We start from the raw sequence: 16726 nt of genomic DNA on the forward strand, positions 1-16726 counted from the left end.
CAACCCCTTGTGAATGAAGGACCTCCCATGCATAACGACATTTCCGCCGCCGCCGACGACGGCATCGAGCCCATCGCGATCGTCGGGCTGGCCGCCCGCCTGCCCGGCGCGGCCGACGTCGACGAGTTCTGGCGCAACCTGGTCGACGGCGTGGAGTCGACGACCGAGCTGACCCGTGAGGAGCAGCTCGCCCGGGGCGTCAGCGCCGACGAGGTCGACGACCCGAGCTGGGTGAACCGGGCCCCGCTCGTCGACGGCTACGACGAGTTCGACGCCGGCCTGTTCGGGATGACCGCCCGCGAGGCCGAGACCACCGACCCGCAGCACCGGCTGTTCCTGGAGACCTGCTACACCGCGTTGCAGGACGCCGGCTACGACCCGGGTCGCTACGACGGCGCGGTCGGCGTCTACGCCGGCAGCGGCGGCACCACCTACCTCAACCGCTACGTGCTGCGCAACAAGCGCGTCGGCGGCAACCCGCACGGCGCGGTCTCCATCGCCACCGGCAACTCGCCGAACTACGTGGCCACCAACGTGTCGTACCGGCTGGACCTGCGCGGCCCGAGCATGACCGTGCACACCGCCTGCTCGACCTCGCTGGTCGCGTTCCACCTGGCCTGCGAGGCGCTGCGCAACGGCGAGTGCGACATGGCGCTGGCCGGCGGCGTCAACATCGAGCTGCCGCACGCCGGCTACCTGGGCATGGACGGCTTCACCTCGCCGGACGGCCGGTGCCGGCCGTTCGACGCCGACGCCAACGGCACGGTGTGGGGCAGCGGCGTCGGCGTCACGCTGCTCAAGCGACTCTCCGACGCAATCGCCGACGGCGACACGATCCGCGCGGTGGTGCTCGGCAACGCGATCAACAACGACGGCGCCGGCAAGGTCGGCTTCACCGCTCCCAGCATCGACGGGCAGATGGAGGCCGTCGCCCAGGCCGTCGGGCTGGCCGGGATCGACCCGCGCACCATCAGCTACGTCGAGGCGCACGGCACCGGCACCGCGCTGGGCGACCCGATCGAGGTCGCCGCGCTCTCCGCCGTCTACACCAAGGACACCGAGGACCGGGGCTGGTGCGGCATCGGCTCGGTGAAGTCCAACATCGGCCACCTCAGCCAGCCCTCCGGCATCGTCAGCGTGATCAAGACGGTGCTCGCCATGGAACACGGGCTGATCCCGCCGACCATCAACTACGAGTCGCCGAACCCGGCCATCGACTTCGCCGACACCCCGTTCTACGTGGCGAACACGCTGACCAAGTGGGACGCCGACGGCGGGCCGCGCCGGGCCGGGGTCAGCTCGTTCGGCATCGGCGGCACCAACGCGCACGTGGTGCTGGAGGAGGCGCCGGCCGCGTACCGGGCCGAGCGGCGGGTGCGTCCGGCGCACCTGCTCCAGGTGTCGGCGAAGACCCCGACCGCGCTGGACACCGCCGTGCGCGACCTCGCCGACCACCTGGAGCGCGCCACCGCCGGCGGTCCCGACCTGCTCGCCGACGTCGCGCACACGCTGCGCGTCGGCCGTCAGCGGTACGCCCACCGCGCCGCCGTGGTCGCCGGCGACCCGCAGACCGCCGCCGCCGCGCTGCGCGACAAGCGCAGGGCGCACCGGGGCGTCGCCGACGGTCCGGCCCCCCGGGTGGCGTTTATGTTCAGCGGGCAGGGCGCGCAGTACGCCGGCATGGGCGCCGAGCTGTACGCCGAGGACCCGGCGTTCGCCGCCGCCGTGGACGAGTGCGCCGAGCTGCTCCGCCCCGAGCTGGGCCTGGACATCCGGGACCTGATCCTGGGCCGGGACCCGGAGGCGGCGACGAAGCTCACCGAGACCCGCTGGACCCAGCCGGCCCTGTTCACCGTCGAGTACGCGCTCGCCGCCGCCTGGCGGGCCGCCGGCGTCACCCCGGCCGCGATGGTCGGCCACTCGATCGGCGAGTACGTCGCCGCCACGCTCGCCGGCGTGCTCGACCTGGCCGACGCGCTGAAGGTGGTGGCCGCCCGGGGCCGGCTCATGCACGCGCTGCCGGCCGGGTCCATGCTGGCCGTCACGCTCGACGAGTCGGCGGTGGCCGAGCGGCTGCCGGAGGGCCTGTCGGTGGCGACCGTGAACGGCCCCGGCACCTGCGTGGTGGCCGGCGAGACCGCGCTGGTCGAGGCGTTCGCGGAGAGCCTGGGCAGCAAGCAGAAGTCGAAGCTGCTGCGCACCTCGCACGCGTTCCACTCGCCGATGATGGACCCGATCCTGGACGAGTTCACCGCGTTGATGGCGAGCGTGCCGCTGCGCGCGCCGGCGGTGCCGTTCGTGTCCAACGTGACCGGCACCTGGATCACCGAGGCGGAGGCCACCGACCCGGCGTACTGGGCCGCGCACCTGCGCCGGCCGGTCCGCTTCGGTGCGTGCGTGGCCACGCTGCTCGCCGAGGGCACCTGGGCGCTCGTCGAGTGCGGCCCCGGCCGGCAACTGGCCAACCTGGCCCGGATGCAGGTCGCGAAGGCCGGCGAGGCGCAGCGCGCGCTCACCCCGCTGGGCAGCCTGCCCGGCCCGGGGGAGCCGACCGGTGACCTGGCCACGCTGCTCGGCACCGCCGGCGCGCTGTGGTGTGCCGGCGTGCCGGTGACGCTCGCCGTCGACCCCGACGCGCGGCGGGTGCCGCTGCCCACGTACCCGTTCGAGCGTCGCCGCTACTGGGTCGAGCCGGACCCGGTGGAGCAGGTGGCGGCGGCCCCGGCCGAGACCGGCCCGCGCCCGCTGCCGGAGTGGTTCGCGGTGCCGGTGTGGCGGCAGGCCGCGCCGGCCCGGACCGTCGAGCCGCTGGGCCGGTGCCTGGTGCTGGCCGACGGCCCGCGCGGCGAGGCGCTCGTCGCGGCGTTGCGGGCCGCCGGCGACGACCCGGTCGAGGTACGCGTCGGCGGCGTGTTCGCCGCCACCGCCAACGGCTTCCGGCTGCGCCCCGGCGCCCGCGAGGACGCCGAGGCGCTGGTCGCCGCGCTCGGCGCGGACCTGCCCCGACGGATCGTGCACGCGTTCGCGCTGGACGGCGAGCCGGCCGGCACCGACATCGCCGCCGCCTGGGCCGCCCAGGAGCGCGGCTTCTTCGGCGCGCTGCACCTGGTGCAGGCGCTCGCCGGCGTCGGCCTGACCGGCGACGAGGCGGGCGTCCGGCTCGACCTGGTCACCGCCGGCATCGGTGACGTGCGCGGCGACGACCTGGTCCGGCCGGAGCACGCCGCGCTGGCCGGTCTGGCCCGGGTGCTGCCGGCCGAGCTGCCCGGCCTGACCGTCCGGCTGCTCGACGCCGACCCGGCGGCGCGCGGCGTGGCCGCCCTCGCGGTGGAGCTGCGCAGTCCGGTCGACCCGGAGCACCCGGAGGTGGCGCTGCGCCGCGACCGGCGCTGGGTGGGCGGCTACGAGCAGGTGACCGTGGCCGCCGAGGACGAGCCGGGCGTGCTGCGCGAGGAGGGCCGCTACCTGATCACCGGCGGGCTCGGCGGCATCGGCGTCACGCTGGCCGAGGACTTCGCCCGCCGGGCCCGCGCCAAGCTGGTGCTGCTGGCCCGCTCCGGTCTGCCCGAGCGCGACGACTGGGACGCGCACCTGGCGGTGCACGGCGGTGCCGACCGCGCCGGCCGGGCCATCGCGGCCATCCGCCGGATGGAGGCGGCCGGCGCCGAGGTGCTGGTGCTCGCCGCGGACGTCACCGACGCGGACGACCTGCGTCGGGTCCGCGCGGAGGCGGAGCGCCGGTTCGGCGGGCTGGACGGCATCGTGCACGCCGCCGGCCTGCCCGGCGGCGGCATGGCCGAGGTCAAGGAGCGGGCCGAGGCGGAGCGGGTGCTCGCCCCGAAGCTGGCCGGCACGCTGGCCCTGGCCCAGGTCTTCGGCGACCTGCCGCTGGACTTCGTGGTGCTCTGCTCGTCGATCACGGCCGTGATCGGCGGCTTCGGTCAGGTCGACTACTGCGCCGCGAACAACGTGCTGGACGCGTTCGCGCGCTCCGGCGCCGGGTTCCGCGCGCCGGTGGTGTCGCAGAACTGGGGCGGCTGGGCCGAGGTCGGCATGGCCGTGGAGACGGCCGCGCCGGCCGCGTTCCGGGCCGCCGGTCGGGACACCCTGACCAGCCCGGTCACCCACCCGGTGCTGACCACCATGGTCACCGGCCCGGACGGCGCCGTGCTGCACGGCCTGGTCGCGGCCGACACCCACTGGCTGCTCGACGAGCACCGGATCGGCGGGGTGCCGGTGGTGCCGGGCACCGCGCACCTGGAGTCGGTGCGCGCCGCCGTGGTCGCCGCGCTGCCCGCGCCGGCCCCGGACGCCGCGGTGGAGCTGCGTGACGTGGTCTTCCTGGAGCCGTTCTCGGTGCCGGACGGCACCGTCGCGCAGTACCGGGTGGAGCTGGCCCCGACCGAGGAGGGCGTGGACTTCACCGTGGCCAGCCTCGCCGCCGGCCGGCTGCGCGCCCACGTGCGGGGCACGGCCGGCTGGACCACCGAGCCCGCGCCGCCGGCCGCCCCGGCCGAGGTGGCCGGCCGGCGGGTCGACGACGACGCCTCGTTCGGCCGGGGCCGCACCAGCATGCTCACGTTCGGGCCGCGCTGGGCGGCGCTGGCCGAGCACCACCTCGCCGACGGCGAGGAACTGGCCCGGGTGGAGGCGCCCGCCGCGGCGCTGGCCGACCTGCCGTCCTGGGGGCTGCACCCGGCGCTGCTCGACGTGGCCACCGCGTTCGGTCGGGGGCAGGGCGACGGCACGTACCTGCCGCTGTCGTACGGCCGGATCACGGTGCGCGGGACGCTGCCGGCGACGTTCCACAGTCACCTGCGGCACCGGCCGGCCGCCACCGACGAGGTGGTCGCCGCCGACCTGTCGCTGCGCGACCCGGACGGTCGGGAACTGGTCGCGATCAGCGACTTCGTGCTGCGCCGGGTCGACCAGAGCGCGGTCACCGGCAACCTCGCCGAGACCCCGGCGACGGCCGACGCGCCGGACGCGGTCACCGAGGACATCCGGCCGGTCGACGGCGCGGAGGCGTTCCGCCGCAGCCTCGGCGCCGGCCTCGGCGCGCAGGTGGTGATCGCCACCCGCACGGTCGCCGACATCCGGCGCCGGGCGGCCCGGGTCACCACGGACAGCCTGGCGGAGGAGGCCGACGCCCCGGTCGGCGCGCCGGCCGCCACCGGCGGCGGCTCGGCCGCACCGCGTACCGAGCTGGAGAAGACCGTCGCCCAGGTGTGGCGGGACGGCCTCGGCGTCACCGACGTCGGCGTGGACGACGACTTCTTCGCCCTCGGCGGCAACTCGCTGGTCGCCGTGCAGCTCATCGCCGCGATGCGCAAGGCGACCGGGGTGCGGCTGCCGATGCGCAGCCTCTTCGAGACGCCCACCGTGGCCGGCCTGGCGGCCCGGATCGAGGAGCTGCGCGCCGAGGCGCCCGCCGACCAACCGGCCGCCCCGGCGGCGATCCCGGCCATTCCGCGGCTGCCCCGCGGCTGACATCCCCCGACGGAACAAGGAGACACCGCACCATGAGCGAGACAACCGCCACGCTCCCGGTGGTCGTCGAGAACGACGGCCGGGCGCTGACCGACCTCATCGCGGCCCGGCGCGCCGAGCTGCGGGACACGCTCGTCGCCAGCGGCGGGCTGCTGTTCCGCGGCTTCGACCTCGGCGGCGTGGACGGCTTCGACGCCGCCGTGCGCGCGCTGGCCGGCGAGCCGCTTACCTACACCGAGCGTTCCTCGCCCCGGCACTCCATCAAGGGCCGGGTCTACACCTCGACCGACTACCCGCCGGACGAGGAGATCTTCCTGCACAACGAGAACTCGTACCAGGCGCGGTGGCCGTTGACGTTGTTCTTCTACTGCGTCACCCCGCCGGAGACCCGGGGCGCCACCCCGCTGGCCGACGTGCGCCGGGTGTACGAGCTGATCGACCCCGCGGTCCGGGAGGAGTTCGTCAGGCGTCGCTGGATGCTGATGCGTAACTTCCACGGCGACTTCGGCACCCGCTGGCAGGAGGTGTTCAACACGGAGAGCCGCGCCGAGGTGGAGGCGTACGCGGCGGCCAACGGCATCACCGTGGAGTGGGTCGGCAAGGACGGCCTGCGTACCCGCGCGGTCCGTGACGCGGTGCACCACCGGCCCGGCTCGGACACGCCGCGCTGGTTCAACCACGCCACCTTCTTCCACCTGAGCACGCTTCCGGCGGACTACCAGGAGGGGCTGCTGGCCATGTTCGGCGCCGACGGGCTGCCGTCGAACACCTACTACGGCGACGGCGGCGAGATCCCCGCCGACGTCATGGACCATCTGCGGGCCGCCTACCGGGCGGCCACGGTCCGCTTCGACTACCAGCGCGACGACGTGCTGGTGGTCGACAACATGACCGCCGCGCACGGCCGGGAGCCGTTCACCGGCCCCCGTAAGATCGCCGTGGCGATGGCCGAGGCGTACACCCCCGACACCGCTGGAGCGAACTGACATGGCCGAATCCCGATTCCTGGTCGTCCGCAACGACGAGGAGCAGTACTCGATCTGGTCGGCCGACCGGGAACTGCCCGCCGGCTGGCACGACACCGGCTTCGCCGGCAGCCGCGAGGAGTGCCTGGCCCACGTGGACGAGGTCTGGACCGACATGCGCCCCCGTTCGGTACGCGAGGCGCTCTCATGAGCCAGCGGGAGTGGACGTTCCCGGCCTCGTACGCCCAGGAGCGGGTGTGGATGGCCAACCAGCTCGACGCCGGCTCGCCGGTGTTCAACGTCTCCATCCCGTGGGCCTTCCCGGCCGACATGGACGCCGAGGCGGCGAGCGACGTGGTCAACCGGGTGGTGGCCCGGCACGAGGCGCTCCGTACCCACCTGCGCGTCGACGACGGTGCGCTGGTGCAGGTGGTGCGCGCCCACGAGCCGGTGCCGCTGCCCACCACCGACCTGAGTCACCTGCCGGCCGGCGAGCGGCTGGCCGAGTTCGAGCGGCTCCGCACCGAGCTGGGCCGCACCCCGATCCCGCTGGACGCGCCGCCGCCGTGGCGGGCCCGGCTGTTCCGCCTCGACGACGCCTGGGCGCTGGCGTTCGTGGCGCACCACGCCGTCTTCGACAGCCACTCGGCGGTGCTGTTCCACGCCGAACTGGCCGCGTTCTGCGAGGCCGCGCGCACCGGCGCCGAGCCCGCCGTGCCGGAGCTACCGATCCAGTACGCCGACTTCGCGGTCTGGCAGCGCCAGCAGCTCACCGGCGACGAACTGGACCGGCAGCTCGCGTTCTGGACCGGCCACCTGGCCGGCGCCCCGGCGGTCACCGGCCTGCCGCTGGACCGGTCCCGCCCGGCCCAGCTCGGCTTCGCCGGCGACGAGGTGCGGTTCCCGCTGCCCGACGGGTTGCTCGACCGGGTCGCCGCGTTGGCGGTCGGTGCGCAGGCCACCCCGTACATGGTGCTGCTGGCCGGCTTCGCGGCGCTGCTGTCGCGGATCTCCGGCGACACCGACGTGGTGGTCGGCGTCTCCACCGCGGGCCGCGACAACCCGGAGCTGGCGTCGCTGATCGGGATGTTCGTCAACCCGGTGGCGCTGCGCTGCGACGTCTCCGGCGACCCGACCTTCACCGACCTGCTCGGCCGGGTGCGCAACGGCCTGATCGACGCCATGGAACACGGGCAGACCCCGTTCCAGAAGATCGTCGAGGCGGTGGACCCGCAGCGTGACCCGTCCGTGCAGCCGATCTTCCAGACCGCGCTGAACTGGATCCCGGACTCCGGCCTCGACCCGGTCGAGCTGGGCACCACCAAGGACGACCTGGCGTTCGACATCACCACCGGGGAGTGCCGCCTGGTCTACCGGACCGCGCTGTTCGACCGCACGACCGCGGAGACGGTGACGCGGCGCTACGTGCGGCTGCTCGCCGCCGCGGTGGCCGAGCCGGACCGCCCGGTCGGCGCGCTGCCGCTGCTCACCGACGACGAGCGGGACCTGGTGCTGCGCGCCGGGACCGGCGCCGCGCACGACCTGCCGGCGGCCACCGTCACCGACGAGGTGCAGCGGCAGGCCGCCGCCACCCCGGACGCGCCGGCGTTGGTCTGCGACGGCGTGACGCTCAGCTACGCCGAGCTGAACACCGCCGCGAACCGGCTGGCCCGGCTGCTGGTGGCGCGCGGGGCCGGCCCGGAGACCCGGGTCGCGCTCGCCCTGCCCCGCTCCTGCGAGCTGGTGGTGGCGATGCTCGCGGTGCTCAAGTCCGGCGCCGCGTACGTGCCGGTGGACACCGCGTACCCGGCCGGGCGGATCGCCTACCTGCTGGCCGACGCCGCTCCGGCGCTGGTGGTGGCCACCGCGGACACCGCCGCGTCGGTGCCCGGCGACGCGCTGGTGCTCGACGGGGAGATCGGCGCGGACCAGCCCGGCGACGACCTCACCGACGCCGACCGGGTCGCCCCGCTGCGTCCCGACCACCCGGCGTACGTGCTGTACACCTCCGGCTCCACCGGACGCCCGAAGGGCGTGGTGGTCGAGCACCGGGCGGTGACCGCCTACCTGGCCTGGGCCCGGGCGACCTATCCGGGGCTGGCCGGCACCGCGCTGCTGCACTCGCCGGTCTCGTTCGACCTCACCGTCACCGGCCTGCTCGGCACGCTCACCGCCGGCGGCACGGTGCGGCTCGCCGCGATCGACTCCCCGGCCGCGCGGGCCGGTGGCCGGCCGTCCTTCCTCAAGGTCACCCCGAGCCACCTGCCGCTGCTCGACGGCGAGCTGTCGCCGACGGTCGACCTGGTGATCGGCGGCGAGGCGCTCAGTGGCGAGCAACTCGCCGGCTGGCGGTCCGCGCACCCCGACGTGGCGGTGGTCAACGAGTACGGCCCGACCGAGGCCACCGTCGGCTGCGTCGCGGCCCGGATCGCCCCCGGCGAACCGGTCCCGCCCGGCCCGGTGCCGATCGGCACGCCCACCTGGAACACCGGCGCGCTGCTGCTCGACGCCGCCGGTCAGCCGGTCCCACCGGGCGTGGTCGGCGAGCTGTACGTCACCGGCGCGCAGCTCGCCCGCGGCTACCACGACCGGCCCGGCCTCACCGCCGAGCGCTTCCTGCCCTGCCCGTACGGCCCGCCCGGCACACGCATGTACGCCACCGGCGACCTGGCCCGCTGGCGTTCCGACGGGACGCTCGACTACCTGGGCCGCCGCGACGACCAGGTCAAGGTGCGGGGCATGCGGATCGAGCTGGGCGAGGTCGAGGCCGCGCTGCTCGCCCACCCGGACGTACGGGCCGCCGCCGCGGCGGTGCGCACCGACGGTGGCGAGCCGATGCTGGTCGGTTACCTGGTCGGCCCGGCGCACTCCGACTCGGTCCGCGCCGAACTGGCCCGCGAGCTGCCGGCGCACCTGGTGCCGGCCGCCCTGGTCCGACTGGACACGTTGCCGTTGACGCCCAACGGCAAGCTGGACCGCGCCGCGCTGCCCGCCCCGGCGGCCACCGAACCGGCCGAGGACAGCTACGTCGCCCCGCGTACCGAGGCCGAGGCGCTGGTCGCCGAGGTGTACGCCGACATCCTCCAGGTGGAGAAGGTCGGCGCGCTTGACGACTTCTTCGCGCTCGGCGGCAACTCGCTGCGCGGCATGCGGGCGATGGCCCGGATCCGCGCCGAGGTGGACGTCGACCTGCCCATGCGGGCGCTGTTCTCCAGCCCCGTGGTGGCCGACCTGGCCGGCCAGATCGAGCAGCGGATCGCCGCCGAACTCGACGGCCTCTCCGACTCCGAGGTCGCCGCGCTGCTCGCGGCGGAAGAGGGAACCAACTGATGACCGACCTGAAGGATCCGGCCCGCGAGGCGGCCCGGCAGGCGCTGATCGCCAAGCGGTTGCGCGCCCGCCAGTCCGCCCCCGCGGCCCGGATCACCCCCCGGCCCGACGGCGCGCCGGTGCCGCTGTCCTACGCCCAGGAGCGGGTCTGGTTCATGGACCAGCTCGCCCCGGGCGAGGCGGCGTACCACATCGCGGTGCCGCTGCGGGTGCGCGGACCGCTCGACGTCGACGCGCTGCGCGCGGCCCTGGCCGCGCTCGCCGCCCGGCACGAGTCGCAGCGCACCCGATTCCCGGCCGACGCCGACGGCCGCCCCACGGTGGTGGTCGCCGACACCCCGGACGTGCCGCTGACCGTGGTGGAGGCCGCCGACGAGACCGCCGCGCAGGCGCTCGTCGACGCGGCGGCGGCCGAGCCGTTCGACCTGGCGCACGGCCCGCTGCTGCGCGCGCTGCTGATCCGGCTGACCGTCGAGGACCACGTGCTGTTCCTCGGCCAGCACCACATCGTCGGTGACGGCTGGTCGGTGGACGTGCTGCTGCGCGACCTGATCACGCTGTACCGGGGCGGCGAGCCGCCCGCCCTGCCGATCCAGTACGGCGACTTCGCCGTCTGGGAGGCCCAGGAGCTGGACGGGCCGCAGGCCCGGGCGCACGTCGACTACTGGAAGCAGCGCCTCGCCGGCGTCACGCCGCTGGAACTGCCGCTGGACCGGCCCCGCCCGGCCACCCAGACCTACCGGGGCGACTTCGTCGAGTTCCAGCTCGACCCGGCGGCCACCGAGGCGCTCAACGCGCTCACCCGGGACAGCGGCGGCACGCTGTTCATGACGCTGCTGTCGGCGTACCAGGTGCTGCTGGCCCGGCACGCCGGTCAGGACGACTTCGCGGTCGGCGCGTCGGTGGCCGGCCGGTCCGCGCCGGAGCTGGAGAACGTGGTCGGCATGTTCATCAACATGCTGCCGCTGCGCGCCGAGCTGGCCGGCGACCCGACCTTCACCGAGCTGCTGGCCCGCACCCGGCGCAGCGTGCTCGACGGTTTCGAGCACGCCGAGGTGCCGTTCGCCAAGGTGGTGCACGAGCTGGGCCTGCCGCGCGACGTGAGCCGCTCGCCGGTGTTCCAGACCATGTTCGTGCTCCAGAACTACGAGATGGGCCGGTTCCGCGGCGTGTCCCGCTCCGACGAGGTCACGTTCGAGTGGACCCCGATGGAGTTGCAGGCCACCCGGTTCGACTTCGAGCTGCACGCGGTGGAGACCGTCGACGGGCTCTGGGGCAAGTTGGTCTTCAACACGGACCTGTTCGACCGGGCCACGGTCGAGCGGATGGCCCGGCGGTGGACCGCGCTGCTGGACGCGATCGTCGCCGCGCCGGACACTCCGGTGTCCCGGCTGCCGCTGCTGTCCGACGTCGAGCGGGAGCTGCTCGCCGGCTGGAACGACACCGCGGGGGACTTCCCCCGCGACGAGACGCTGCACGGCCCGGTCGAGGAGCGCGCCGCCGCCACCCCGGACGCGGTCGCGGTCACCATCGACGGGACCAGCCGCACGTACGCGGAGTTGAACGCCGAGGCCAACCGGATCGCGCACCGGCTGCGCGCGGCCGGCGTCGGCCCGGAGACGCTGGTCGGGGTGTGCGCGGAACGCTCGGTCGAGTTGGTCGCCGGCCTGCTCGGCGTGCTCAAGGCCGGCGGCGCCTACCTGCCGCTGGACCCGGAGTACCCGGCGGACCGGCTGGCCTTCATGGTCACCGACGCGGACGCGCCGGTGGTGCTGGTCCAGTCGCACCTGCGTGACGTGCTGCCGGCCACCACCGCCACCGTGCTCGACCTCGACGACGCGTCGGTCTGGGCCGACCAGCCGGTCACCGACCCGACGCCGGTGGCCGGGCCGGAACACCTGGCGTACGTCATCTACACCTCCGGTTCCACCGGCCGCCCGAAGGGGGTGCCGAACACCCACCGGGGCATCGTCAACCGGCTCGACTGGATGCAGCAGACCTACGGGCTCGGCGCCGACGACGCGGTGCTCCAGAAGACGCCGGCCAGCTTCGACGTGTCGGTCTGGGAGTTCTTCTGGCCGCTGCGCACCGGCGCCCGGCTGGTGCTGGCCAAGCCCGGCGGGCACAAGGACGCCGGCTACCTGCGCGACCTGCTGGTGTCCGAGCGGATCACCACCACCCACTTCGTGCCGTCGATGCTGACCGTGTTCCTGGCCGAGGAGGGCGTGGAGGCGGCCACCGCGCTGCGGCGGGTGATCTGCTCCGGCGAGGAGCTGCCGCTGACCTCGGCGGTCGACTTCACCGCCCGGCTGCCCTGGTGCGGCCTGCACAACCTGTACGGCCCGACCGAGGCGGCCATCGACGTCACCTCCTGGGCGTGTGAGCCGGACCGGCTGGCGCAGGTGACGAGCGTGCCGATCGGCGCGCCGATCGCGAACCTGCGGCTGCACGTGCTCGACGCGTCGGGGGCGCAGTGCCCGGTCGGCGTCGCCGGTGAGCTGCACATCGGTGGCGTCGGCCTGGCCCGCGGCTACCACCGGCGGCCGGCGCTGACCGCGGAGAAGTTCGTTCCCGACCCGTTCTCCTTCGAGCCGGGGGCCCGGCTCTACCGCACCGGCGACCTGGCCCGCTGGGTCGTCGGGCCGGACGGCGCCGGGGTGATCGAGTTCCTCGGCCGGATCGACCACCAGGTCAAGCTGCGCGGCCTGCGCATCGAGCTGGGCGAGATCGAGAGCGCGCTGCGCGAGCAGCCCGACGTCACCGAGGCCACGGTGATCGTCCGCGAGGACAGCCCGGGCGACAAGCGGCTCACCGCGTACCTGGTGGGGGCGGCCGAGCACGCCGCGCTGAAGGCGGCGCTCAAGGACACGCTGCCGGAGTACATGGTGCCGGCCGCGTTCGTCACGCTCGACGCGCTGCCGCTGACCCCGAACGGCAAGCTCGACCGCAAGGCGCTGCCCGCGCCGGTGGTCACCCGCGAGGCGTCGGTGGCGCTCGTCGAGCCGCGGGACGACACCGAGCGGGCCCTCGCGGCGATCTGGTCGGAGGTGCTGGGCGTGGAGACGCTCGGCATCGACGACGACTTCTTCGACCTGGGCGGGCACTCCATGCTCGCGACCCAGGTGGTCGCCAAGATCCGCAAGGCGGAGCTGGGCGGCCGGGCGGTCGGCGTGATGGACCTGTTCCAGAAGCGCACCATCCGGGACCTGGCCGCGTTCATCTCCGGCGACGCCACCCAGGAGGGGCCGCGCCGGCTGCTCTACGAGCTGACCAAGCCGATCCCGGTGGCCAAGCGGGTGCTGACGTACGTCTGCGTCCCGTACGGCGGCGGCAGCGCCATCGTCTACCAGCCGCTCGCGGACGCGCTGCCGGCCGGGTACGGACTGTGGTCGCTCGCCATCCCCGGCCACGACGTCGGTCTCACCGAGGACGCGCTGCCGTTCGACGAGCTGACCACCCGGGTCGCGGACGAGATCGTGGAGCGGGTCGAGGGCCCGATCGCGCTCTACGGCCACTGCGGCGTGGGCAGCGCGATCGTCGCCGAGGTGGCCCGCAAGGTGGAGGCGGCCGGCCGGGACCTGGCCGCCGTCTACATCGGCGCGATGTTCCCGTTCGCCCGTCCGAAGGGCCCGTTCGCCGCCGCGCGCAACCGGTTGGAGCAGCTCCGCAGCAACAAGCACTACGCGAGCTGGCTCAAGTCGATGGGCGTGGACACCGACGAGCTGGACCCGGAGCAGGCCGACCGGATCATCAGCAACATGCGGGCCGACTCCCGCGCCTCGGAGGAGTACTTCACCCGGCTGCTGGACCGGCAGGCGACGAAGCTGCGCGCGCCGATCATCTCGGTGGTCGGCTCCGAGGACCCGGTCACCGACTACTACCGCGAGCGGTACGCCGAGTGGCAGTTCCTCAGCGACACGCTGGGGTTGGTGGTGCTCGACCAGGCCGGGCACTTCTTCCTGAAGTACCGGGCCGAGGAGCTGGCCGAGATCGTCACCCGCGCGCATCCGGCGGTGGTGGCCGGTGACCTCACCGGACTGGATCCCACAGCCCGGGGCGAGGACGCCGGCTGGGCGGTGCACGACATGCTCCGGGTCGGCGCGGACCGCAAGCCGACCACCACGGTCAAGCCGAGCATGGGCCGGTTCCTGGCGGTCACGATCGGGCAGCTCGTCTCCAGCACCGGGTCGGCGCTGACCGCGTTCGCGTTGCCGATCTGGCTGTTCAACCGCACCGGCTCGGTGGCCGACCTCGGTCTGCTCTGGGCGTTGGCGCTGATCTGCGGCGTGCTCATGCTGCCGGTGGCCGGCGCGCTGGTCGACCGGGTCAGCCGGCGCCGGATCATGATGCTGGCGAGTTCCGTCGCCGGCTCGGTGCAACTGGTGCTGGCCGCCCTGCTGTGGACCGACAACCTGGTGCTCTGGCACATCTACCTGCTGGTGGCGTTCAGTTCGGTGGCCGGGTCGTTCCAACGGATCGCGTTCCAGTCGGCGGTGCCGCAGCTCGTGCCGAAGCGCTACCTCGGGCACGCGATGGGCATCACCCAGCTCTCCACCGGCGTTGCCACGCTGCTCATGCCGGCGTTCGCCGCCGGCCTGCTCGCCGCCATCGAACTCAAGGGCATCCTGATCGTCGACGTGGCCAGCTACGTGGTCGCGGTGCTCACGCTGGCCGTGGTCCGCTTCCCGGACCTGCTCGGCTGGCGCCCCCGGGAACGGCTGCTGGTGGCCATCGCGAACGGGATGCGCTACTCGTGGCAGCACCGCGGGTTCCGGCTGATGCTCGGCTACTTCGCGCTGGGCAACATCTTCCTGGCCCCGGCGCTGGTGCTCACCACCCCGCTGGTGCTGTCGTTCGGCAGCCCGACCCAGGTGGCGCAGGTCGCGCTCGCCGAGGCGGTGGGCGCGGTGCTCGGCGGCGTGCTGATGTCGCTGTGGGGCGGGCCGCGCAAGCGCCGGATGATCGGCGTGCTGATCGGCAACCTGGGCACCGCGATCGGCTGCGTGCTGATCGGGTTGGACGCCTCGATCGTGATGATCTGCGTGGGCTTCTGCTGGCTGGCCATGGCGATGACCACCGCGCAGTCGATCTACGCGACCATCGTCCAGGTGAAGGTGCCGCAGCGTTTCCACGGCCGGGTGTTCAGCCTGAACCAGACCATCTCGTGGTCCACGCTGCCGATCGGGTTCGCGCTGCTGGCGCCGGCCGCCACCGCGCTGTTCGAGCCGATGCTCGCCCCGGGCGGGTCGCTGGCCGGCAGCGTGGGCGCGGTGATCGGCACCGGTCCGGGCCGCGGCATCGGCTTCGCGTACGTCTGCTTCGGGGTGATCCTGATCCTGATCACCCTGGGCGGCTTCGGGATCCGGTTGCTGCGTCGCTTCGACCTGGAGGTCGAGGACTCCCTGCCGGACGACCTGATCGGCGCCCAGGAGCGGGAGAAGCGCCTGGCCGCCAAGGCGGAGACCCGGGAGCCCGTCCCGGCCTGACCGGGCCTGTTCCCGCCCTGTTGATCAAGGAGTTCGCGTCGGTTCCCGAGCCCGGGGCCGACGCGAACTCCTTGATCGTCGGGTCGTTCAGTTCAAGGCGATGTAGAGCCGCTCACCGGCGGGTTGGTAGCCGACGCGTTGGTACACCCGCCACGACTCCGCGCCGCCGGCCTCCAGCCAGGCGACCTCGGCGCCCGCGTCGAAGAGTCGCCGGGTCGTCTCGGCGGTGATCGCGCCGGCCAGCCCCCGGCGGCGGTAGGGCTCGCGGACGGCGATGCCGGCCACCTCGCTCACCCCGTCGGTGGGCCGGGCCGCCCCGCCGCCGCCCGCGCAGGCGCCGGACCCGGTGACCGCCATGACGGCCACGCCGCCGGCCTCCTGCTGGCGCCGGAGCCGGGCGACGTCCGCGGCGGAGGCCGCCGCGGCCTGGCCGAAGGCGTCGTTCTGCGCGCCGATCAGCGCGGCCCGCTGGCCGTCGTCGGCCGGTTCGATCAGTGCGACGTCGTCGGGCGTGGGTGGTGTCCGCAGGGTGTCCGGCACACAGAGCAGGTAGGTGTGCCGGGCTTCCGGGACGAACCCGGCGGCGAGCAGCAGCGACTCCAGGGCGGGGGCGCAACTGGCGACGTACTCCAGGCGGGGGCGACGACCCGCCGCCCGGAAGGCGTCGACCAGCGCGGTGACATCGGCCGCGGTGACGGCCTCGCCCGGACGCGGCGTGGCGTAGTTGATGTGCGGGCTGACCGTGGTCGGGTCGATACCCACCACGAACGGCCCGACTTCCAGGGCCGCGGGTCGCGTCGACAGGGTGGCGACGACGCTCTGTTGGACGCGAGCATCCATGATCAACGTAAAACCTCGATGCGGGAGAGAAACGACGGTGGACGGACACGCGTCGGACCGCCGAACCGTTGCCGTACGGCGCGACGGGTCATCCGTCACGCGGTCGACACTCAGGCGGCCGCTCGGCCTACCTGGATCACAGGCGTCATTCCCTCATGCGCAGTGCCACGCCGATCGCGTGGTCGGGGCAACGGTGCCGCAGCCGGCGGCGGCCTGTCAAGCCTCGGTCGGTGCGGGTGTCGGTGGGGGCTGGCATGGTGGAGGCATGTGCCGGAACATTCGCGTGCTCCACAACTTCGAGCCGCCCGCGACCGATGACGAGATCGAAGCCGCCGCCGTGCAGTACGTGCGCAAGGTCAGCGGCGCCACCCGGCCGTCCGCGGCCAACCAGGCCGCGTTCGACGAGGCGGTCCGTGCCGTCACGGCGGCCACCCGCACCCTGCTGGACAGCCTCGTGACGAATGCGCCGTCCCGGGACCGTGAGGTGGAGGCCGCGAAGGCCAGGGCGCGTGCCGCCGAGCGGTACGGACCCCGGACGGCGTCCTGAGCCGATCCGGCGCCCTCCGACCCGGGGGCCGCGGAACGCGACCCGTCGGCCCGGGGGAATGAGCCGCC

At 74.3% G+C, this 16726-nt stretch carries 7 protein-coding genes; 6 read left to right on the top strand and 1 reads right to left on the bottom strand.

The window, feature by feature from the left end:
* The first annotated feature begins 27 nt into the window (after positions 1-27).
* Genes TPA0908_RS21190 through TPA0908_RS21210 form a run of 5 tightly spaced genes read left to right on the top strand, consistent with a single transcriptional unit; the run spans position 28 to position 15271 of the window.
* Positions 28-5490 carry a type I polyketide synthase gene (locus TPA0908_RS21190; RefSeq protein WP_281940520.1) on the top strand — a complete coding sequence of 1821 codons (5463 nt, stop codon included), beginning with the start codon at positions 28-30 and terminating at the stop codon, positions 5488-5490.
* Between the two features lie 32 nt (positions 5491-5522).
* Complete coding sequence (locus tag TPA0908_RS21195) at positions 5523-6476, top strand: TauD/TfdA family dioxygenase (protein WP_281940522.1); 954 nt, start codon at positions 5523-5525, stop codon at positions 6474-6476.
* Position 6477: 1 nt separating this feature from the next.
* Entirely contained in the window at positions 6478-6666 is a 189-nt protein-coding gene (locus TPA0908_RS21200) for an MbtH family protein (protein WP_043324625.1), read from the top strand.
* Entirely contained in the window at positions 6663-9785 is a 3123-nt protein-coding gene (locus tag TPA0908_RS21205; RefSeq protein WP_281940525.1) for a non-ribosomal peptide synthetase, read from the top strand. Before TPA0908_RS21200 ends, TPA0908_RS21205 begins: the two co-directional genes overlap by 4 nt.
* The gene (locus TPA0908_RS21210; RefSeq protein WP_281940527.1) at positions 9785-15271 is read left to right on the top strand and encodes a non-ribosomal peptide synthetase/MFS transporter; all 5487 of its coding nucleotides are present in this window, start codon (positions 9785-9787) and stop codon (positions 15269-15271) included. Before TPA0908_RS21205 ends, TPA0908_RS21210 begins: the two co-directional genes overlap by 1 nt.
* Before the next feature lie 87 nt (positions 15272-15358).
* On the opposite strand, the gene TPA0908_RS21215 is transcribed toward TPA0908_RS21210, so the two are convergent.
* Positions 15359-16111, bottom strand: coding sequence for a GNAT family N-acetyltransferase (locus TPA0908_RS21215; protein WP_281940528.1), 753 nt, complete (start codon positions 16109-16111; stop codon positions 15359-15361).
* Positions 16112-16376: 265 nt separating this feature from the next.
* Here TPA0908_RS21215 and TPA0908_RS21220 point away from each other — a divergent pair, with 265 nt between their 5' ends.
* Positions 16377-16658, top strand: a complete 282-nt coding sequence (locus tag TPA0908_RS21220) for a DUF2277 domain-containing protein (protein WP_281940529.1) — start codon at positions 16377-16379, stop codon at positions 16656-16658.
* The last annotated feature ends 68 nt before the right edge of the window (positions 16659-16726 follow it).

Source organism: Micromonospora sp. AKA38 (assembly GCF_027925725.1).
Lineage (GTDB): Bacteria > Actinomycetota > Actinomycetes > Mycobacteriales > Micromonosporaceae > Micromonospora.